Below are 17,100 nucleotides of genomic sequence, written 5' to 3'. Positions count from 1 at the left end.
CGAGCAAGCCCGCTCTCACATTTGTTCTGCGCTGTTGCTTAGTAACCGACCGTAAACCGCTGACGCGAATGCTTCGGCGCCTCAACTTCGTCGATCAGCGCAATCGCGTAATCGGCAAACGTGATCCAGCTGCGACCTTCGGCACTCACCAGCAAGTGATCCTTGCCGACCCGGAATGTGCCGGTGCGCTCACCTTCGACAAACTCCGCCGACGGCGACAGGAACGTCCAGTCCAGTTCCGTCTCCTGACGCAGCGCATCCAGAAACGCGGCACCAGCGCTGGCTTCGACTTTGTACTCTGCCGGAAAACCAGCGCTGTCGATCACCCGCGTGTCGTCCGGCAGCAATAGCGAACCGGCACCGCCAACCACCAGCAGACGCTTCACCCCCGCCTGCTTCACCGGCCCGACAATCGCGCTGGCCGGCACCGTGGTGAAGTGCGCGGCGGTGATCACCACGTCGTGACCGGCAACGGCATCTTGCAGCGCCGCCGAATCCAGCACATCGACATTCTGGCTGGCCACACCCGCACGGGCGCCGATCTTCGAGGTATCGCGAGCGATGGCGGTGACGCTGTGGCCGCGGCGCAGGGCTTCTTCCAGCAATTGGCTACCGGCACGACCGGTGGCACCAATGATTGCGATCTTGCTCATGACATTCTCCAGTTGGCTTGAGAGTGCTGCGTTTTCAGAATCGGGTTACCACTGCATCTCACCCTTGGCGACTTTGGCGCTCAGCGCCAGCGAGCTTTCTTCACCCAGTTTCGGGTAGCGCTTTTTCATCGCGGCGATCAATGCGGTGGAGTCTTTGGCCTTGGCGGTTTCTGTGTCGAAAGCCTTAATGTAGTCGGCGGTGAATTTCACGCTGGCCAACGAACGGCTGCTGTCACCGAGGTAGTGACCCGGCACCACGATTTTCGGCTTCAGGGTTTGAATCGAATGCAGGGTCTGCAGCCAGTCGGCGTGGGATTGCGCGGTCTGGGTGTCGGCCATCCAGACGTGGATGTTCTCGGCGACAACCACACCACCGACCACAGCCTTGAGCGACGGAATCCACACAAAGCTGCGATCCGGTTGCTTGCCGTCCAGCCCGATCACCTGCAATTTCTGCCCTTCCAGCATCAGGCTGTCGCCCTTGAGCACGCCCGGCACAATGGTTTTGGCCGGTACGTCGGCGCCCATTTTCGGCCCCCAGAACGCGAGTTTGCCGGCGACGGTTTGATTGATGTGATCGACAGTCGGCTGCGAAGCCAGCACCTTGGCGTCAGGAAAGGCTTTGGTCAGGGTATCGAGGCCGAAGTAGTAATCCGGATCACCGTGGCTGATGTAAATGGTGGTGAGTTTTTTACCGCTGGCGCGGATCTTTTCGACGACTTGCTCGGCCTGGGATTTACCAAACTGCGCGTCGACCAGGATCGCGTCCTTTTCGCCACTGACCAGTACCGAAGTCACCGGGAAAATGGCTTGGGTGCCAGGATTGTAGACATCGAGGGTCAGGTTGGCAGCAGCGGCATGCGCGGCGAAACCGAGGGTGGCAGTGGCAAGCAAAACGCGTTTGAGAGTGGTGAAACCGATCATCTGTTGCTCCGGTGTCCGAATGCCGTGTCTGGCGATGGGACAGAGCTTAGTTGCATGAGTCAGTACAAAAAATGCGATGCTTGGACATAGTTTGTTTCTGAAAGCGGGCAAATCATGGATCGTCTCCAAGCAATGCGGGTGTTCGTCACAGTGGTGGATCTGGGCAGCCAGTCAGCGGCGGCCGATCATCTGGACCTTTCACGCCCGGTGGTTTCACGTTATCTGGCGGAACTGGAGGACTGGGTCGGCGCACGCCTGATGCACCGCACCACGCGCAAGTTGAGCCTGACCGCCGCCGGCAGTGAAATCCTGCCGCGCTGCCGGCAGATGATCGAGCTGTCGACTGACATGCAGGCCGCTGTCAGCGAGCCCCACGATGCACCGCGCGGGTTGCTGCGGATCAGCGTCAGCACCTCGTTCGGCCAGGCACAACTGGCCGACGCGATGGCCGCCTACGTCAAGCGCTACCCCGGTGTCAGCATCGATATGCAGATGCTCGACCGCACGGTGAATCTGGTGGATGAGCGTATCGATCTGGCGATCCGCACCAGCAATGATCTGGACCCGAACCTGATTGCCCGGCGCCTGACCGTTTGCCGTTCGGTGGTCTGCGCGGCTCCCGCGTATCTTCAGGAACATCCGGCGCCGCAACGGGTGGAAGAGTTGAGTCAACACAACTGCCTGACCCACTCGTATTTCGGCAAGAGCCTGTGGCATTTCCAAGAGGATGGCGAACCGGTGTCGGTGCCGGTACAGGGCAACATCAGCGCCAACGAGGCCAGCACATTGTTGCGCGCGACGCTGGCCGGCGCGGGGGTGGCGATGCTGCCGACCTATCAGGCCGGGGTGCATATTCATGCCGGAGAGTTGATTCGCTTGTTGCCCCACGCCGAACCGCGGCAGATGAACATCTACGCGGTCTATGCCTCACGCAAGCACATGCCGGCGGCGCTGCGCAGCATGCTGGATTTTCTGGTACTCAGATTCCCAGAAAACCCGACGTGGGATATCGACCTGTAACCCCGGTCATAACGGCTCTGAATGTCACGCTAGATGCGCAAACGCTGACGCTGGCAAGTCGTCACCGCTGACCTATGCTCAAAGTAGTACCCAAGGGTATACGTTCAGAGGTCAGACACCATGAACATCAAAACAAGAAGATACCTCGCGATTTTCATCACCTGCGCCGCCACACTGGCGTTGTACGGCACTGCAGCCTGGCGGGTCGAGCAACTGCGACAACTGCCTCGCGAATACGCCAGTTGCAACCTGGAGCACTGCATTCCACACAATGCCACGCTGAATGCGTTGCGTTGATGTAACAACGCGCAAACGCGGCCTGCTCCCACAGAGGGATTGAGGTGTTTACAGGTTTACTGCTCGGCCTTCAGGCGGTCGCGGAAAGCCTTTGGCGAAATCCCCACCCGGCGCCGGAACAGGCGCGTGAAGTTGGTCGGATCGGAAAACCCCAACAACTCCGACATCTCGTAAATCGTCATGCTGGTGTACGTCAGCAAGCGCTTGGCTTCCAGTAACTGGCGCTCGTGCATGATCTGCAACGCCGGCTGCCCCGCCAGTTCACGGCAAGTGCCATTAAGGTGTGACACCGAAATCCCCAACCGATGCGCCAGGTCTTCGACCTTCACATGCTGGCGATACGTCTCTTCCACCAATTGAATAAAACCGTTGAGGTATTCACGCTGGCGCTGCGGCCGCTGGCTGGCGTTATGGCGCACGATCGCCTGACGACTGACCCAGACCATAATCACGCTGACCAGCGAATGCATGAGCATTTCCCGCGCCGGTTGGTGGCCGTTGTACTCGGCCTGCAGCGCAGTAAACAGGCTGTTCAGGTAATCGCCGTCCTTGCCCGCCGAATAGCTTTCAGCCAGGGCCAGAGCGTTTACCGAATCGCCCAGTTGCGCCTGCAAATGATGGATCAGCGGCGTGGCGAGGGTGACGATAAATCCTTCGACGTCCTCGGAAAAACGGAAGCCGTGCACCGACAGCGGTGGCAGCACCTGAATCGCGGGCGTGTGCAGTTGTGTGCGCTGACCTTCGATTTCAAGCTCTGCCTGACCTTTGAAGACGAAGAGCAATTGGCACAAATCGGCGTGGCGGTGGGGTTTGATTTCCCATTGATGTTCGCGACTGCGTGAAGAAATGGTTTCACAGTGCAGCAAGTCAGGGGTTGGCCAGTCCAGGCTTTCACCGTAGAGCTTGAACACCGGAATCGAAGGCAGCTCAGGCTTGTTCATCACTTCAATCCAGGCCTCGGGGTTGTGGGCGATAATCGCACCGATTGGCAGAATGTACAGGTATCGGCTCAGTTTTCACCTTCAATTGACAGACCCGCAAGGGAAAAATGCAAGCACTCGATCCATAAAAATCATTCAACGGTCTTGGCCGTGTGAAGCTTGCGAGTCATAAAAACAATGAAAACGCTGAAAACCCAAGTCGCCATCATCGGCGCCGGTCCATCCGGATTGCTCCTCGGCCAGTTGCTGCACAACGCTGGCATCGACACCCTCATCCTCGAACGCCAGACACCCGATTATGTACTCGGCAGAATCCGCGCCGGCGTGCTTGAACAAGGCATGGTAGAGCTGTTGCGCCAGGCGGGCGTGAGTCAACGGATGGACGCCGAAGGTCTGGTTCACGGCGGTTTCGATCTGGCGCTGGACGGGCGCCAGGTGCACATCGATCTGCACGCGTTGACCGGCGGCAAAACCGTGATGATCTACGGCCAGACCGAAGTCACCCGCGACCTGATGGCCGCTCGTCGGGACGCGGGCGCACCGACGATTTATCAGGCGATCGATGTCGTTCCTCACGGCATGAAAACCGACGAAGCCTTTGTCACCTTTGAAAAGGACGGCGAAACCTGGCGCGTCGACTGCGACTACATCGCCGGTTGCGACGGTTTCCACGGCGTCGCCCGGCAGTCGATTCCGGCTGACAGCCTGAAGGTCTTCGAACGGGTTTATCCGTTTGGCTGGCTGGGAATTCTGGCCGACACGCCACCGGTGCATGAAGAACTGGTCTACGCCCGGCACGAACGCGGCTTCGCACTGTGCAGCATGCGTTCGGCAACTCGCACCCGTTATTACCTGCAAGTGCCGGCGGATGAAAACGTCGATGACTGGAGCGATCAGCGCTTCTGGGATGAACTGAAGTCCCGTCTGCCCGTGGCGCTTGCAGAAAACCTGGTCACTGGGCCGTCGATCGAGAAAAGCATCGCGCCGTTGCGCAGTTTTGTGGTCGAACCGATGCAATACGGACGGATGTTTCTGGTCGGCGATGCCGCGCACATCGTCCCGCCTACCGGCGCCAAGGGCTTGAATCTGGCCGCCAGCGATGTCAGCACACTGTTCAATATTCTGCTGAAGGTCTATCGCGAAGAACGCGTCGACCTGCTCGAGAAATATTCCGAAATCTGCCTGCGTCGGGTGTGGAAGGCCGAGCGGTTTTCCTGGTGGATGACGTCGATGCTGCATCGCTTCGACGATCACGATGATTTCAGCCAGCGCATCAGCGCCTCGGAACTGGACTACTTTGTCAGCTCGCAAGCAGGGCGAAAAACCATTGCAGAAAATTACGTCGGACTTCCTTACGAGGCTATCGAATAGCTTCCTACCGACTTACACTGGCGAGCCTCCCCGCTCGCCTGGCCATTTGCGGGACTCTCACTGCCCGCAGGTGTTGTTCGTGCCCCATCTCAATCATCCCGAAACGCCCAAACCGGCCATTCGCAGCGTGCTGGTCGCGCTGATGATGGCGATCTTTCTTGGCGCACTGGATCAGACCATCGTCGCCGTGTCGATGCCGGCCATTTCCGCCCAATTCAAAGACGTCAACCTGTTGGCCTGGGTGATTTCCGGGTACATGGTGGCGATGACCGTGGCGGTGCCGATCTACGGCAAGCTCGGTGATTTGTATGGCCGGCGCAAACTGATGCTGTTCGGCATGGGCCTGTTCACCCTCGCCTCATTGTTTTGCGGCATGGCGCAAAGCATGGAGCAACTGGTGCTGGCGCGGATTCTCCAGGGCATCGGGGCCGGCGGGATGATTTCGGTCAGTCAGGCGATCATCGGCGACATCGTGCCGCCACGCGAACGCGGACGCTATCAGGGTTACTTCAGCAGCATGTACGCGGTGGCCAGCGTCGCCGGGCCGGTGTTGGGCGGCTACATGACCGAGTACCTGTCGTGGCGCTGGGTGTTTCTGATCAACCTGCCGCTGGGCCTGGGTGCTTATTGGGTGGCGCGGCGTAACCTGCGCGGCCTGCCGATCCCGCAGCGCAAACCGATCATCGATTACCTCGGCACATTGCTGATGATCATTGGCCTGACCGCTCTGTTGCTCGGCATCACCCAGATCGGTCAGGGTCATTCGTGGCGCAGCAGCGAAGTGCTTGGGCTGTTCGCGTGTGCGGTGCTGGTGCTGGCGCTGTTTGTCTGGCATGAACGCCGCGCGCGTGAGCCCTTGCTGCCGATGCACCTGTTCGCCAACCGCAACGCCCTGCTGTGCTGGTGCACGATTTTCTTCACCAGTTTCCAGGCGATTTCGCTGATTGTGCTGATGCCGCTGCGTTTTCAAAGCGTCACCGGTGCAGGGGCCGACAGCGCCGCGTTGCACTTGCTGCCCTTGGCCATGGGGCTGCCGATCGGCGCCTACTTTGCCGGGCGTCGCACCTCAGTGACCGGTCGTTACAAACCGCAGATTCTGACCGGCGCGATGTTGATGCCGATCTCGATCCTGGGCATGGCCTTCAGTCCGCCAGAGGCCACGCTGCTCAGCGGCGTGTTCATGTTGCTCAGCGGGATTGCCGGCGGCATGCAGTTCCCTACCTCTCTGGTAGGCACGCAGAACTCGGTGGCGCAACGCGACATTGGCGTGGCCACCAGCACCACCAACCTGTTCCGCTCGCTCGGCGGCGCGGTGGGTGTGGCGCTGATGTCGGCGCTGTTGCTGGCATTGTTGCAGGACTCCAGTTTCGCCCACCTGGCGAGCAGTTCGCTGATGAGCGAGGGGCATTCGGGCAATGTGTTGCTTGATGGTTTGAACGCGGCGCCGGGTGATGCTCGAAACGCTTTGCGCGCGGAGCTTTCGGTGACCTTCCGGCATTTGCTGTGGGTCAGTGCGGCGGTGTCGCTGCTGGGGCTGACGGCGGCGATTGCGATGCCGAACAACTTGCTGCGCGGCAGAGAGCACGGCACCCAATAGCAGCCATGCCCGCTCCCACAGGATCTGGCTGATCAAGGGCTGTAGTAACCGACCGCTACCAGAAAATGGCCAACCTTCTTCAGGTAGGCATGCTTGTCCTCGACCTTGCCGGTCACCGGGTTTTTCCAGCGGTATTCGTATTCGCCATCATCCTGTTTGGCAATCAGCGCCAGTATCGGCTCACCCACCGGTTTGCCTTCCGGGTCCTTGACCTTGCTGAAGTCGGTATTGATCAAGCGCAGATTGGTGCCGTGGGCGACATAGCGCCGGGTATCGAGGTCGACGACAAACACATACAGGTCATCCTGCAAATAGCCGCCCTTGAGCGAGTTGATCGCCGTCAATGTGCCCTTCTCGTCTTTGCCCAGATCGGTAGCCGCCTTGTTCAGCAACGCCATCGCCTGCTCCGCCGACGCCCGCGGCAGGTAATAACCGACCGCCAGAATCCGTTGGCCGATGCGCTGGTAAAACACATGCTTGCGCTCGACCTTGCCATCCGACCAGTTCTGCCAGCGGTACTCGGCTTGCTGGATGCCGTTGCCCTCGGGCACTTTCAAGGCATTTTTGAAGGCTTTCTGCAGATCCGGCCCGAGCACCTCGCTCACATCACGGCCGATCAACGCCGACGAGGGCCCGCCGCTGGCGAGCATGACGCCCTTGGTGTCGACCACAAACACATAGCGGTCCTTGTCGACAAACTCACCCTGGCGACTGAACGCGGCGAACGCCTTGTCGCCGTTGTCGTGGTAGTAGGCCAGTGCTTTTTCCAGCAAGGCGATGGCGGCCTGGCTGTCATCCTTGGCAGTGGTCGCGGCGTTGGCCTGGCCGAACCCGGCCAGGAGCATCACGCCGAGCCAGGCCACTTTATGCAAAAAACCCATAGCGCATCCCTCGTTCTTGTTGGTGTTTCAAGAGCGTAGACGGCTTGGGATGATGCAGGGACATTCAGAAGGTTTCTGGAGATTACACCGTGCTGTGGCGAGGGAACGTGCCCACTCGCCACACGTTTGATCAAGCTTTAAGGCCGGGCATTGATCTGCTGCTGCAAGTTCTGGATCTGCGCCTGAAGCGTGTTGATGTTGCGGGTCATCTGGCGACGGAACGCATCGAACTCAGCGGTATTGGCGGCACCTTGCGGTGCTGCCGGGCGGTTGTCCTGTTCGCTTTTGAGAACGACGATTTCCTGCTCCAGTCGATCAATTGCCGCGCTCGGATTGCCCTGTTTCTTCAGTGCGGCGATGTCCGCGCCGAGGCTCTTGAGCTGCGCATCGAAACCCTTGAGCTGGGCGTCGACCTTGCTGGTATCGGCCGGGGCGTTTTTCAGCGTGGTCAGCTCTGTACTCAGGGCTTTGACCTGTGCCTGTAACTGGCTGTTGGCGTTTTGTTGCTCGCTGGTCTGGGCGCTCATCTGTGCCAGACGCTTGTCCAGTTCACTGGTCTGGCCGGCAACGCCCTGCTGCTGTTTGCTCTGATCGAGCAACTTGCCTTCCAGTTGCTTGATCTGCAGCTTCAACGCTTCGCTGTCGCTGGTGACGTTGGATTGACTGGCGACGACCTTGCCGGAAATGTCCTGCAGGCGCCCCGCCGCTTCTTCGCTGATGCGCGCGAAGCTTTCCTGGGTTGCGACCAGTTGCTGCTCCATCAGCGAGATCTGCTGAAAACTCCACCAGGCAAGGCCGATGAAGGCGAAAAACAATGCGCCAACCAGCGCCCACAAAGGCCCGGTGCTTGCCGCTTTGACCTTGACCACGGGCGGTGTACGCGAGTGCACGGAGGTGCGGGCGGTGGTCGGAATGTCATCGTCGTCGAAAGTGTCGGCACGCAGGCTCGGTACATCATCGAAATCGTCGTGGGCATCATTACGCATGGACATTGAGGCAACCTTTGTGAAACGCGGTGATGGCAGATGGGGGCGAAGTATAAACCCCACAGCCGCAGGGATTGACCCTCAACCTGTAGTGCGGTTCATTGCCGGTCGGCCGATTCGTTTCAACGAATGTCCTGAGCTTTCCACCAACCGCAGAACTCGTCGAGGGCGGTCCACAGACTGACTTTCGGATCGTAGTCCAGATAATGCCGGGCGCGACTGATGTCGAGGGTGAAATTTTTGTTCATCACCTGCATCCCCAGCCGCGACAGCGTCGGCTCCGGACGTCCCGGCCAGAGCTTGCACGCCCCTTCATTGAGCGCGGCCACGCTGTAGGCCAGCCCGTAGGAGCGATACCGGGTGACCTCTGGGATCTCCATTTTGCGCATCACATAGTTGACCACATCCCACAGCGGCACCGGCGTACCGTTGCTGATGTTGTAGGCCTTGCCCAGCGCGGAACCGGCGGCCAGCAAACTGCTGAGCATGGCTTCGTTGAGGTTTTGCACGCTGGTGAAATCGACCTTGTTCAGGCCATTGCCAATGATCGCCAGACGGCCCTTGCGCTGCATGTTCAACAGGCGCGGGAAGATGCTCATGTCGCCGGCACCGGTGACGAAGCGCGGGCGCAGGGCGATGGTTTCCAGACCGAATTCCTGCGTGCCGAAAACCTTTTGCTCGGCCAGATATTTGGTCGCCGCGTAGTGATGCCTGAAGCGCTTTGGCACTTGTTCTTCGGTCAGGTTCAGGTGGTCGCGGCCATCGAAGTAGATCGACGGTGACGACAAATGCACCAGCCGTCGAACCCGTCGCTTCAGGCAGGCCTCGACAACGTTTTCAGTGATCTGCACGTTACCTTGATGAAAATCCTGATAGCGCCCCCACAGCCCGACGGCACCGGCGCAATGCACCACCGCTTCGACGTCGGTGCAGAGTTCGCGCACCAGATCCGGGTCAGTCAGATCACCAGGGACAAACTCGGCGCCACGGCGGACCAGGTGCTCGACGCTCTCGGCCCGGCGGCCGTTGACCCGCACATCCAGGCCCTGCTCCAGAGCGAAACGCGCAAAGCGTCCACCAATGAAGCCGCTTGCGCCGGTGACCAGAATTTTCATGTAAAGCTCCGCTGTCTTTCGATTTGCCTGATTCGTGTGTCTTGACGCTGGCCGTCAGTCCAACGGCACCAGCCATTGTGGCGAAGATCGCACCAATTGCTCGGTCAGCAAGCCCAGCAACTGACCGCCGTTGCGCCAATGATGCCAGTAGAGCGGCACGTCGATCGGTTTATCTGGCAACAGTTCGCGCAGTACACCGCGTTGCAATTGCTCACGCACTTGCAGTTCCGGCACCAGCCCCCAACCGAGCCCGGCTTCAGTCAGGCGGATAAAACCTTCAGAGGATGGGCACAAATGGTGCTCGAATCCCCCATCGACACCCAGTGATGCGAGATAGCGATGCTGAAGAAAATCATCCGGGCCGAACACCAGCGCCGGGGTGCGCGGCAGTTGTTCGGCACGCACGCCATCGGGGAAATGCCGGGCGATGAACGCCGGGCTGGCCAGCGCGCGATACCGCATGGCGCCGAGCAAGACGCTGCGGGCGCCGGCCACCGGCCGCTCGCTGGCGCAAACACACGCCGCCACTTCACCGGCGCGCATGCGTTTGAGGCCGACGGTCTGATCCTCCACCACCAGATCCAGCAACAAATGCTGTTCGGCACAGAAATCCCCCACGGCTTCAGCCCACCAGGTGGCGAGGCTGTCGGCATTGATCGCAATGCGCAGTCGCTCGGGTAAACCTTCTTCATCCAACGCCGGCACAAGGGTCTGCAAATCACGTTCAAGCAAACGTACCTGTTGCACATGGTTGAGCAGGCGCCGGCCAATTTCGGTCGGCGACGGCGGCGTACCGCGCACCAGCACGGGTTGGCCGACCCGCGCCTCAAGCAGTTTGATCCGCTGCGAGATCGCCGATTGCGACAGGCCCAGCACCTGCGCCGCGCGCTCGAATCCGGCTTGCTCGACCACGGCGGCCAAAGCAGACAGCAATTTGTAATCGAACATCATTTTTCCTAATGAGCGATCAGCATTATTGGTTTTTCTTATAACGCGTCCGACTGGAGAATAGCCAGCAAGCACTCTCTCTCAAGGACCTTTCCATGGCTGGCGAAACCTCACTCTCGACTCTGCTGCGCAGCATGAGCCCGCAGCTCAACGCCGGCGACTATGTGTTTTGCACCTTGCCCGACGGGCAACTGCCAATTGGCCTGGAGATTGTCGGCTGCTTTCGTGAACAAGAAGGTCTGACCGTGATTCTGCAACGCTCGCTGGCCGAACAGGCCGGCTTCAGTTTCGATTACGTGGCCGCGTGGATCACCCTCAACGTGCACTCGGCGCTCGAAGCCGTCGGCCTCACTGCCGCATTCGCCACCGCACTGGGCAAGGCCGGGATCAGTTGCAACGTGATCGCCGGTTACTACCACGATCACCTGTTTGTCGGTCAGGCCGACGCCGAACGCGCCATGCACGTGCTGCGCGATCTCGCAGCCAACGCGGAGTGAATTCTATGTGGCAAAGCTATGTGAACGGGTTGCTGGTGGCGTTGGGGCTGATCATGGCGATCGGCACCCAGAATGCTTTTGTGCTGGCACAAAGTCTGCGTCGTGAGCATCACTTGCCGGTCGCCGCACTCTGCGTTGCCTGCGACGCGCTGCTGGTGGCAGCCGGGGTGTTCGGCCTTGCCACTGTACTGGCACAAAACCCGACATTGCTGGCGGTGGCGCGCTGGGGTGGCGCGGTGTTCCTGATCTGGTACGGCAGCCAGGCGCTACGCCGGGCGTTCTCGAAACAGCGCCTGGATCAGAGCGAAAACCAGACCGTGCGCTCGCTGCGGGCAGTGATGCTCAGCGCCTTGGCAGTGACCTTGCTCAACCCGCACGTTTATCTGGATACCGTGTTGTTGATCGGCTCTCTTGGCGCCCAACAATCGGTGCCGGGCGCTTATGTGGTGGGCGCCGCCAGTGCGTCGTTGCTGTGGTTTTTCACGCTGGCGCTGGGGGCGGCATGGCTCGCGCCGTGGCTGGCCCGGCCGAGTACGTGGCGGATCCTCGATCTGCTGGTGGCGGTGATGATGTTCGCGGTGGCAGGACAATTGATACTCGCTCCGTGATTTATTCCAAAAGGCTCTGGAACCTCTATCCCACACAGTTGTTGCGTGGTTAAGCCGCAACCCCGGTGCTATGATCCGAACCCTGCGCCGCAAAGAGTAAAAACTCGTCGTCGCATTTCTGGCCGCCCGTGATCGGCCTTGCGCTCACCGCAACAGACCTGATTAGGAGAATCATCATGGCTTTCGAATTGCCGCCGCTGCCTTACGCACACGATGCCCTGCAGCCGCACATTTCCAAGGAAACCCTGGAATTTCACCACGACAAGCACCACAACACCTATGTCGTGAACCTGAACAACCTGGTGCCGGGCACCGAGTTCGAAGGCAAGACCCTGGAAGAAATCGTCAAGTCTTCCTCGGGCGGCATCTTCAACAACGCCGCTCAGGTCTGGAACCACACGTTCTACTGGAACTGCCTGGCGCCAAACGCCGGCGGTCAACCAACCGGCGCGCTGGCTGATGCAATCAACGCAGCCTTCGGTTCGTTCGACAAGTTCAAGGAAGAGTTCAGCAAAACCTCGATCGGCACCTTCGGTTCCGGCTGGGGCTGGCTGGTGAAAAAGGCTGACGGTTCCCTGGCACTGGCCAGCACCATCGGCGCCGGCAACCCGCTGACCAGCGGCGACACCCCGCTGCTGACTTGCGACGTTTGGGAACACGCTTACTACATCGACTACCGCAACGTTCGTCCCAAGTACGTCGAAGCGTTCTGGAACCTGGTCAACTGGAAGTTCGTCGCTGAGCAGTTCGAAGGCAAAACCTTCACCGCTTAAGCTGCGCGCCAGAGAAGAAACCCGGCTGATGCCGGGTTTAATGAGATGGTCAGCCTGACCGAGAAGCCCTGCAGGTTTACGCTTGCAGGGCTTTTCTCGTTTTCGGCGGAGGATCTCTCATGAATACGATAACGCTTCTCGGTATCGACATTGGCAAACACAGTTTCCACCTGCATGGCCAGGATGCCAAAGGTCATCAGGTATTGCGCAAGAAAACCAACCGCGGCCAATTGCTCAGCACATTGGCGCAGGTACCTGAGAACCTGGCATAAAAATCAGCTTTAGAGGCTGAGGGTTTTTTCAGGACAGTCGGGAGCGGCTACTCATCGAGGGTCGAGCGTTGTTGCAGCAACGCTCACAATGAGCCCGGATACATTAGCGCAAGCCAGCTTTACCGAAAACAGCCCATGAGGTTGCAGGAGATGGGCTGACCATACATTTTTATGCCTTTGATTCAGGCAGGAGATAGCGCTTTTCTCACATTTAATGCGGGCTGCCGCCACTTGCCGACCTTGCACAGAGGGCTAACATCAAAAAAGGAAAAAATGTCCCGCAACGCTCAAGTTGAGGGCCAAAACTACCGACACAGTACAAATAGGACTAATACTCTAGTCAGCAGCCTGTCGGCCCAGGCCCTGGGCAAATTTTTCTGGACCTGATTGTCCCTTTGACTGCCAACACCGGATTGCCAATACTCACGGCAACTTGACGCTACCCGCACGGAACAAGGAATAACCCTTTGAAGCTGGAACTCAAGAACAGCTTGTCGGTGAAGTTGCTCCGGGTCGTGCTCCTGTCGGCATTGATCGTGGGCGTGGTCTTGAGCTGCGCGCAAATTGTTTTCGATGCCTATAAAACACGCCAGGCCGTTGTCGGTGACGCCGAACGGATCCTCGACATGTTCCGCGACCCCTCCACTCAGGCTGTGTACAGCCTGGATCGGGAGATGGGCATGCAGGTGATCGAAGGCCTGTTCCAGGACGACGCCGTGCGCCAGGCCTCCATCGGCCATCCCAATGAAGCGATGCTCGCGCAAAAATCCCGTGAGTTGCAGCATTCCAACAGCCGCTGGCTGACCGACCTGATTCTGGGTCAGGAGCGCACCTTCACCACGCAACTGGTGGGTCGCGGTCCCTACAGCGAGTACTACGGCGACTTGAGCATCACCCTCGACACCGCGACCTATGGCGAGAGTTTTATCGTCAGTTCGGTGATCATTTTCATTTCCGGTGTATTGCGTGCCCTGGCCATGGGCCTGGTGCTTTATCTGGTCTATCACTGGCTGCTGACCAAACCGCTGTCGCGGATCATCGAGCATCTGACCGAAATCAACCCCGATCGCCCCAGCGAACACAAGATTCCGCAACTCAAGGGCCACGAGAAAAACGAACTGGGAGTCTGGATCAACACCGCCAACCAGTTGCTCGAATCCATCGAACGCAATACCCACCTGCGCCACGAAGCCGAGAACAGCCTGCTGCGCATGGCCCAATACGATTTCCTCACCGGTCTGCCAAACCGTCAGCAACTGCAGCAGCAACTGGACAAGATCCTCGTCGACGCCGGCAAACTGCAACGCCGCGTCGCGGTGTTGTGCGTGGGGCTGGATGATTTCAAAGGTATCAACGAACAGTTCAGCTACCAGACCGGCGATCAGTTGTTGCTGGCGTTGGCTGATCGCTTGCGCGCCCACAGCGGCCGCCTCGGTGCCCTCGCCCGTTTGGGTGGCGACCAGTTCGCCCTGGTGCAGGCCGATATCGAACAGCCTTATGAAGCGGCGGAGCTGGCACAAAGCATTCTTGATGATCTGGAGGCGCCGTTCGCCCTCGACGACCAGGAAATCCGCCTGCGTGCGACCATCGGCATCACCCTGTTCCCGGAGGACGGCGACAGCACCGAAAAGCTGTTGCAGAAGGCCGAACAGACCATGACCCTGGCCAAGACCCGCTCGCGCAATCGTTATCAGTTCTACATCGCCAGCGTCGACAGTGAGATGCGTCGCCGTCGCGAACTGGAAAAAGACCTGCGCGATGCCTTGCTGCGCGATCAGTTCTACCTCGTCTATCAACCGCAGATCAGCTACCGCGATCACCGTGTGGTTGGCGTCGAGGCGCTGATTCGCTGGCAACACCCTGAACACGGTCTGGTCCCGCCCGACCTGTTCATTCCGCTGGCCGAACAGAACGGTACGATCATCGCCATCGGAGAATGGGTGCTCGATCAGGCCTGCAAGCAATTGCGCGAATGGCACGATCAGGGCTTTGTCGACCTGCGCATGGCGGTCAACCTGTCCACCGTGCAACTGCACCACGCCGAATTGCCGCGGGTGGTTAACAATCTGCTGCAGATGTACCGCTTGCCACCGCGCAGTCTGGAGCTGGAAGTCACCGAAACCGGCCTGATGGAAGACATCAGCACCGCCGCCCAGCATTTGCTGAGCCTGCGCCGCTCCGGCGCGCTGATTGCCATCGACGACTTCGGCACTGGTTATTCATCGCTCAGTTATTTGAAAAGTCTGCCGCTGGACAAGATCAAGATCGACAAGAGCTTCGTCCAGGACCTGCTGGATGACGATGACGATGCGACCATCGTTCGCGCGATCATTCAACTGGGCAAGAGCCTGGGCATGCAGGTGATTGCCGAAGGCGTGGAAACCGCCGAGCAGGAGTCGTACATCATTTCCGAAGGCTGTCACGAAGGTCAGGGCTACCACTACAGCAAACCGCTACCGGCGCGCGAGTTGAGCGCCTACCTCAAGCAGGCGCAACGCAGCAACGCGGCCATCCTTTAAAAGATCGCAGTCTTCGGCAGCTCTCGTGAATCCCATTCGCCTGCAAGAGCTGCAGAATGCCAAGAGGCTGCGATCGTTTGATCTCAATACACGAATAAGAAATATTTCCAGGCACATCCCTTTACAGATAATGCGAAAGATTTGCATTATGTCGCAGTTTTGCGCTCCCAGCGCGAGTCCACTCAACTACCGAAGCAGGATGTTCGCCATGATTCGTATGCCTCTGGCTACCGCCAGTCTGCTGGCCATCGCCATTTCCCTCGCCGGTTGCGGCGAAGGCAAAGACAAGCCCGCCGCCCCGACCACGCCGACTCCAGCCGCCAGCACCACTGCTCCTGCCGCCGCCGCTAAAATCGACGACGCCGCCGCCAAGGCTGTGGTCGCGCATTACGCCGACATGGTCTTCGCCGTTTACAGCGATGCCGAATCCACCGCGAAAACCCTGCAAACCGCCGTCGATGCGTTCCTTGCCAAGCCGAACGCCGACACCCTGAACGCCGCCAAGGCTGCCTGGGTCGCCGCGCGCGTTCCGTATCTGCAGAGTGAAGTGTTCCGCTTCGGCAACACCATCATCGACGACTGGGAAGGTCAGGTTAACGCCTGGCCACTGGACGAGGGTCTGATCGACTACGTCGACAAATCCTACGAACACGCACTGGGTAATCCGGGCGCCAGCGCCAACATCATCGCCAACACCGAAGTGCAGGTCGGCGAAGACAAGGTCGACGTGAAAGACATCACCCCGGAAAAACTCGCCAGCCTGAACGAGCTGGGCGGTTCCGAGGCCAACGTTGCCACCGGCTACCACGCCATCGAATTCCTGCTGTGGGGCCAGGACCTGAACGGTACCGGTCCTGGCGCGGGCAACCGCCCGGCTTCCGACTACCTGGAAGGCGCTGGCGCTACCGGCGGTCACAACGATCGTCGTCGTGCCTACCTCAAGTCCGTGACCCAACTGCTGGTCAGCGACCTGGAAGAAATGGTCGGTAACTGGAAGCCGAACGTGGCTGACAACTACCGCGCCACCCTGGAAGCCGAACCCGGCGAAAACGGCCTGCGCAAAATGCTCTTCGGTATGGGCAGCCTGTCCCTGGGCGAACTGGCGGGCGAGCGCATGAAGGTGTCCCTGGAAGCCAACTCCCCTGAAGACGAACAGGATTGCTTCAGCGACAACACCCACAACTCGCACTTCTACGATGCCAAAGGCGTTCGTAACGTTTACCTGGGCGAGTACACCCGTGTTGACGGCACCAAAATGACCGGCGCCAGCCTGTCGTCGCTGGTGGCCAAGGCTGACCCGGCTGCCGACACCGCGTTGAAAGCCGATCTGGCTGCGACCGAAGCCAAGATCCAGGTCATGGTCGACCACGCCAACAAGGGTGAGCACTACGACCAATTGATCGCCGCCGGTAATACCGCTGGCAACCAGATCGTGCGCGACGCCATCGCCTCGCTGGTCAAGCAGACCGGTTCGATCGAAGCCGCAGCCGGCAAGCTGGGCATCACCGACCTGAACCCGGACAGCGCTGATCACGAATTCTGATCACGCTTGTCTGACTGAAAAAGGCGACCTTCGCAGACTGTGTGAAAACACACTGATGAAGGCCCAACAAAACGCCCCGACTTGTTCGGGGCGTTTGTTTTTGTGCGGGCAACAGACGAAAAAAGGCCTTTCAGCCCATTAGCGCCATCAACTGG

16 protein-coding genes and 1 pseudogene are annotated in these 17,100 nt (G+C 59.4%); 10 read left to right on the top strand and 7 right to left on the bottom strand.

Translation table 11 applies throughout. The annotated features are described in order from the left end of the window. Positions 1–38 precede the first annotated feature (38 nt). Complete coding sequence (locus tag AACY50_RS11515) at positions 39–653, bottom strand: NAD(P)-dependent oxidoreductase (protein ID WP_339466630.1); 615 nt, start codon at positions 651–653, stop codon at positions 39–41. A gap of 45 nt (positions 654–698) precedes the next feature. Beyond that, positions 699–1,577: an MBL fold metallo-hydrolase gene (locus AACY50_RS11510; protein ID WP_339434064.1), complete on the bottom strand. Its 879-nt coding sequence runs from the start codon at positions 1,575–1,577 to the stop codon at positions 699–701. Positions 1,578–1,691: 114 nt separating this feature from the next. Between AACY50_RS11510 and AACY50_RS11505 the strand changes: the two genes are divergently transcribed. Then, positions 1,692–2,597 (top strand): LysR family transcriptional regulator, encoded by a 906-nt coding sequence (locus tag AACY50_RS11505; RefSeq protein ID WP_339434065.1) that lies wholly within the window; start codon positions 1,692–1,694, stop codon positions 2,595–2,597. Between the two features lie 120 nt (positions 2,598–2,717). Continuing rightward, positions 2,718–2,894, top strand: coding sequence for a hypothetical protein (locus tag AACY50_RS11500; protein ID WP_339434066.1), 177 nt, complete (start codon positions 2,718–2,720; stop codon positions 2,892–2,894). 56 nt (positions 2,895–2,950) lie between these two features. Here the strand turns inward: AACY50_RS11500 and AACY50_RS11495 are convergent, their stop codons facing one another. After that, positions 2,951–3,835 (bottom strand): helix-turn-helix domain-containing protein, encoded by an 885-nt coding sequence (locus AACY50_RS11495; protein WP_339538578.1) that lies wholly within the window; start codon positions 3,833–3,835, stop codon positions 2,951–2,953. A 177-nt stretch (positions 3,836–4,012) separates the two neighbouring features. On the opposite strand from AACY50_RS11495, the gene pobA reads away from it, so the two are divergent. Together pobA and AACY50_RS11485 are read left to right on the top strand one after the other, a co-directional pair. After that, the gene (gene pobA, locus AACY50_RS11490; RefSeq protein ID WP_339434068.1) at positions 4,013–5,206 is read left to right on the top strand and encodes a 4-hydroxybenzoate 3-monooxygenase; all 1,194 of its coding nucleotides are present in this window, start codon (positions 4,013–4,015) and stop codon (positions 5,204–5,206) included. 79 nt (positions 5,207–5,285) lie between these two features. Beyond that, positions 5,286–6,803 carry an MDR family MFS transporter gene (locus AACY50_RS11485; protein ID WP_339434069.1) on the top strand — a complete coding sequence of 506 codons (1,518 nt, stop codon included), beginning with the start codon at positions 5,286–5,288 and terminating at the stop codon, positions 6,801–6,803. A 32-nt stretch (positions 6,804–6,835) separates the two neighbouring features. On the opposite strand, the gene AACY50_RS11480 is transcribed toward AACY50_RS11485, so the two are convergent. The 4 genes from AACY50_RS11480 to AACY50_RS11465 all read right to left on the bottom strand — a co-directional run bounded on the left by AACY50_RS11480 (position 6,836) and on the right by AACY50_RS11465 (position 10,733). Next, positions 6,836–7,684 carry a cache domain-containing protein gene (locus AACY50_RS11480; protein WP_339434070.1) on the bottom strand — a complete coding sequence of 283 codons (849 nt, stop codon included), beginning with the start codon at positions 7,682–7,684 and terminating at the stop codon, positions 6,836–6,838. 137 nt (positions 7,685–7,821) lie between these two features. Continuing rightward, positions 7,822–8,676 carry an ATPase gene (locus AACY50_RS11475; RefSeq protein WP_339434071.1) on the bottom strand — a complete coding sequence of 285 codons (855 nt, stop codon included), beginning with the start codon at positions 8,674–8,676 and terminating at the stop codon, positions 7,822–7,824. 116 nt (positions 8,677–8,792) lie between these two features. Beyond that, positions 8,793–9,785, bottom strand: coding sequence for an NAD-dependent epimerase/dehydratase family protein (locus AACY50_RS11470; RefSeq protein WP_339538577.1), 993 nt, complete (start codon positions 9,783–9,785; stop codon positions 8,793–8,795). Between the two features lie 54 nt (positions 9,786–9,839). Continuing rightward, positions 9,840–10,733 carry a LysR family transcriptional regulator ArgP gene (locus AACY50_RS11465; RefSeq protein WP_339434073.1) on the bottom strand — a complete coding sequence of 298 codons (894 nt, stop codon included), beginning with the start codon at positions 10,731–10,733 and terminating at the stop codon, positions 9,840–9,842. A gap of 95 nt (positions 10,734–10,828) precedes the next feature. Between AACY50_RS11465 and AACY50_RS11460 the strand changes: the two genes are divergently transcribed. The 6 genes and pseudogenes from AACY50_RS11460 to AACY50_RS11435 all read left to right on the top strand — a co-directional run bounded on the left by AACY50_RS11460 (position 10,829) and on the right by AACY50_RS11435 (position 16,945). Beyond that, on the top strand, positions 10,829–11,230 hold the full coding sequence (locus tag AACY50_RS11460; protein WP_339434074.1) for an ACT domain-containing protein: 402 nt from the start codon (positions 10,829–10,831) through the stop codon (positions 11,228–11,230). Between the two features lie 5 nt (positions 11,231–11,235). Then, positions 11,236–11,838 (top strand): LysE/ArgO family amino acid transporter, encoded by a 603-nt coding sequence (locus AACY50_RS11455; protein WP_339434075.1) that lies wholly within the window; start codon positions 11,236–11,238, stop codon positions 11,836–11,838. A gap of 176 nt (positions 11,839–12,014) precedes the next feature. After that, positions 12,015–12,611, top strand: a complete 597-nt coding sequence (locus AACY50_RS11450) for a superoxide dismutase (RefSeq protein ID WP_095191553.1) — start codon at positions 12,015–12,017, stop codon at positions 12,609–12,611. 119 nt (positions 12,612–12,730) lie between these two features. Then, a pseudogene (locus tag AACY50_RS11445) lies at positions 12,731–12,862 on the top strand (IS110 family transposase); the annotation flags it as partial. A 488-nt stretch (positions 12,863–13,350) separates the two neighbouring features. Continuing rightward, the gene (locus AACY50_RS11440) at positions 13,351–15,402 is read left to right on the top strand and encodes a putative bifunctional diguanylate cyclase/phosphodiesterase (RefSeq protein ID WP_339434076.1); all 2,052 of its coding nucleotides are present in this window, start codon (positions 13,351–13,353) and stop codon (positions 15,400–15,402) included. Between the two features lie 208 nt (positions 15,403–15,610). Next, complete coding sequence (locus tag AACY50_RS11435) at positions 15,611–16,945, top strand: imelysin family protein (RefSeq protein WP_339434077.1); 1,335 nt, start codon at positions 15,611–15,613, stop codon at positions 16,943–16,945. The last annotated feature ends 155 nt before the right edge of the window (positions 16,946–17,100 follow it).

The sequence above is a fragment of the Pseudomonas sp. RA_15y_Pfl2_54 genome, from assembly GCF_963971015.1.
GTDB classification, from domain to species: domain Bacteria; phylum Pseudomonadota; class Gammaproteobacteria; order Pseudomonadales; family Pseudomonadaceae; genus Aquipseudomonas; species Aquipseudomonas baetica_A.
This window is presented reverse-complemented; position numbering and strand designations above follow the sequence as displayed.

Bases quoted from the DNA above. Each gene is read 5' to 3' on its own strand.
- AACY50_RS11460 (WP_339434074.1), top strand. From the start codon at position 10,829: ATGGCTGGCGAAACCTCACTCTCGACTCTGCTGCGCAGCATGAGCCCG.
- AACY50_RS11450 (WP_095191553.1), top strand. From the start codon at position 12,015: ATGGCTTTCGAATTGCCGCCGCTGCCTTACGCACACGATGCCCTGCAG.
- AACY50_RS11480 (WP_339434070.1), bottom strand. From the start codon at position 7,684: ATGGGTTTTTTGCATAAAGTGGCCTGGCTCGGCGTGATGCTCCTGGCC.
- AACY50_RS11495 (WP_339538578.1), bottom strand. From the start codon at position 3,835: ATGAACAAGCCTGAGCTGCCTTCGATTCCGGTGTTCAAGCTCTACGGT.
- AACY50_RS11505 (WP_339434065.1), top strand. From the start codon at position 1,692: ATGGATCGTCTCCAAGCAATGCGGGTGTTCGTCACAGTGGTGGATCTG.
- AACY50_RS11510 (WP_339434064.1), bottom strand. From the start codon at position 1,577: ATGATCGGTTTCACCACTCTCAAACGCGTTTTGCTTGCCACTGCCACC.
- AACY50_RS11435 (WP_339434077.1), top strand. From the start codon at position 15,611: ATGATTCGTATGCCTCTGGCTACCGCCAGTCTGCTGGCCATCGCCATT.
- AACY50_RS11500 (WP_339434066.1), top strand. From the start codon at position 2,718: ATGAACATCAAAACAAGAAGATACCTCGCGATTTTCATCACCTGCGCC.
- AACY50_RS11475 (WP_339434071.1), bottom strand. From the start codon at position 8,676: ATGTCCATGCGTAATGATGCCCACGACGATTTCGATGATGTACCGAGC.
- AACY50_RS11470 (WP_339538577.1), bottom strand. From the start codon at position 9,785: ATGAAAATTCTGGTCACCGGCGCAAGCGGCTTCATTGGTGGACGCTTT.
- pobA (WP_339434068.1), top strand. From the start codon at position 4,013: ATGAAAACGCTGAAAACCCAAGTCGCCATCATCGGCGCCGGTCCATCC.
- AACY50_RS11515 (WP_339466630.1), bottom strand. From the start codon at position 653: ATGAGCAAGATCGCAATCATTGGTGCCACCGGTCGTGCCGGTAGCCAA.
- AACY50_RS11465 (WP_339434073.1), bottom strand. From the start codon at position 10,733: ATGTTCGATTACAAATTGCTGTCTGCTTTGGCCGCCGTGGTCGAGCAA.
- AACY50_RS11455 (WP_339434075.1), top strand. From the start codon at position 11,236: ATGTGGCAAAGCTATGTGAACGGGTTGCTGGTGGCGTTGGGGCTGATC.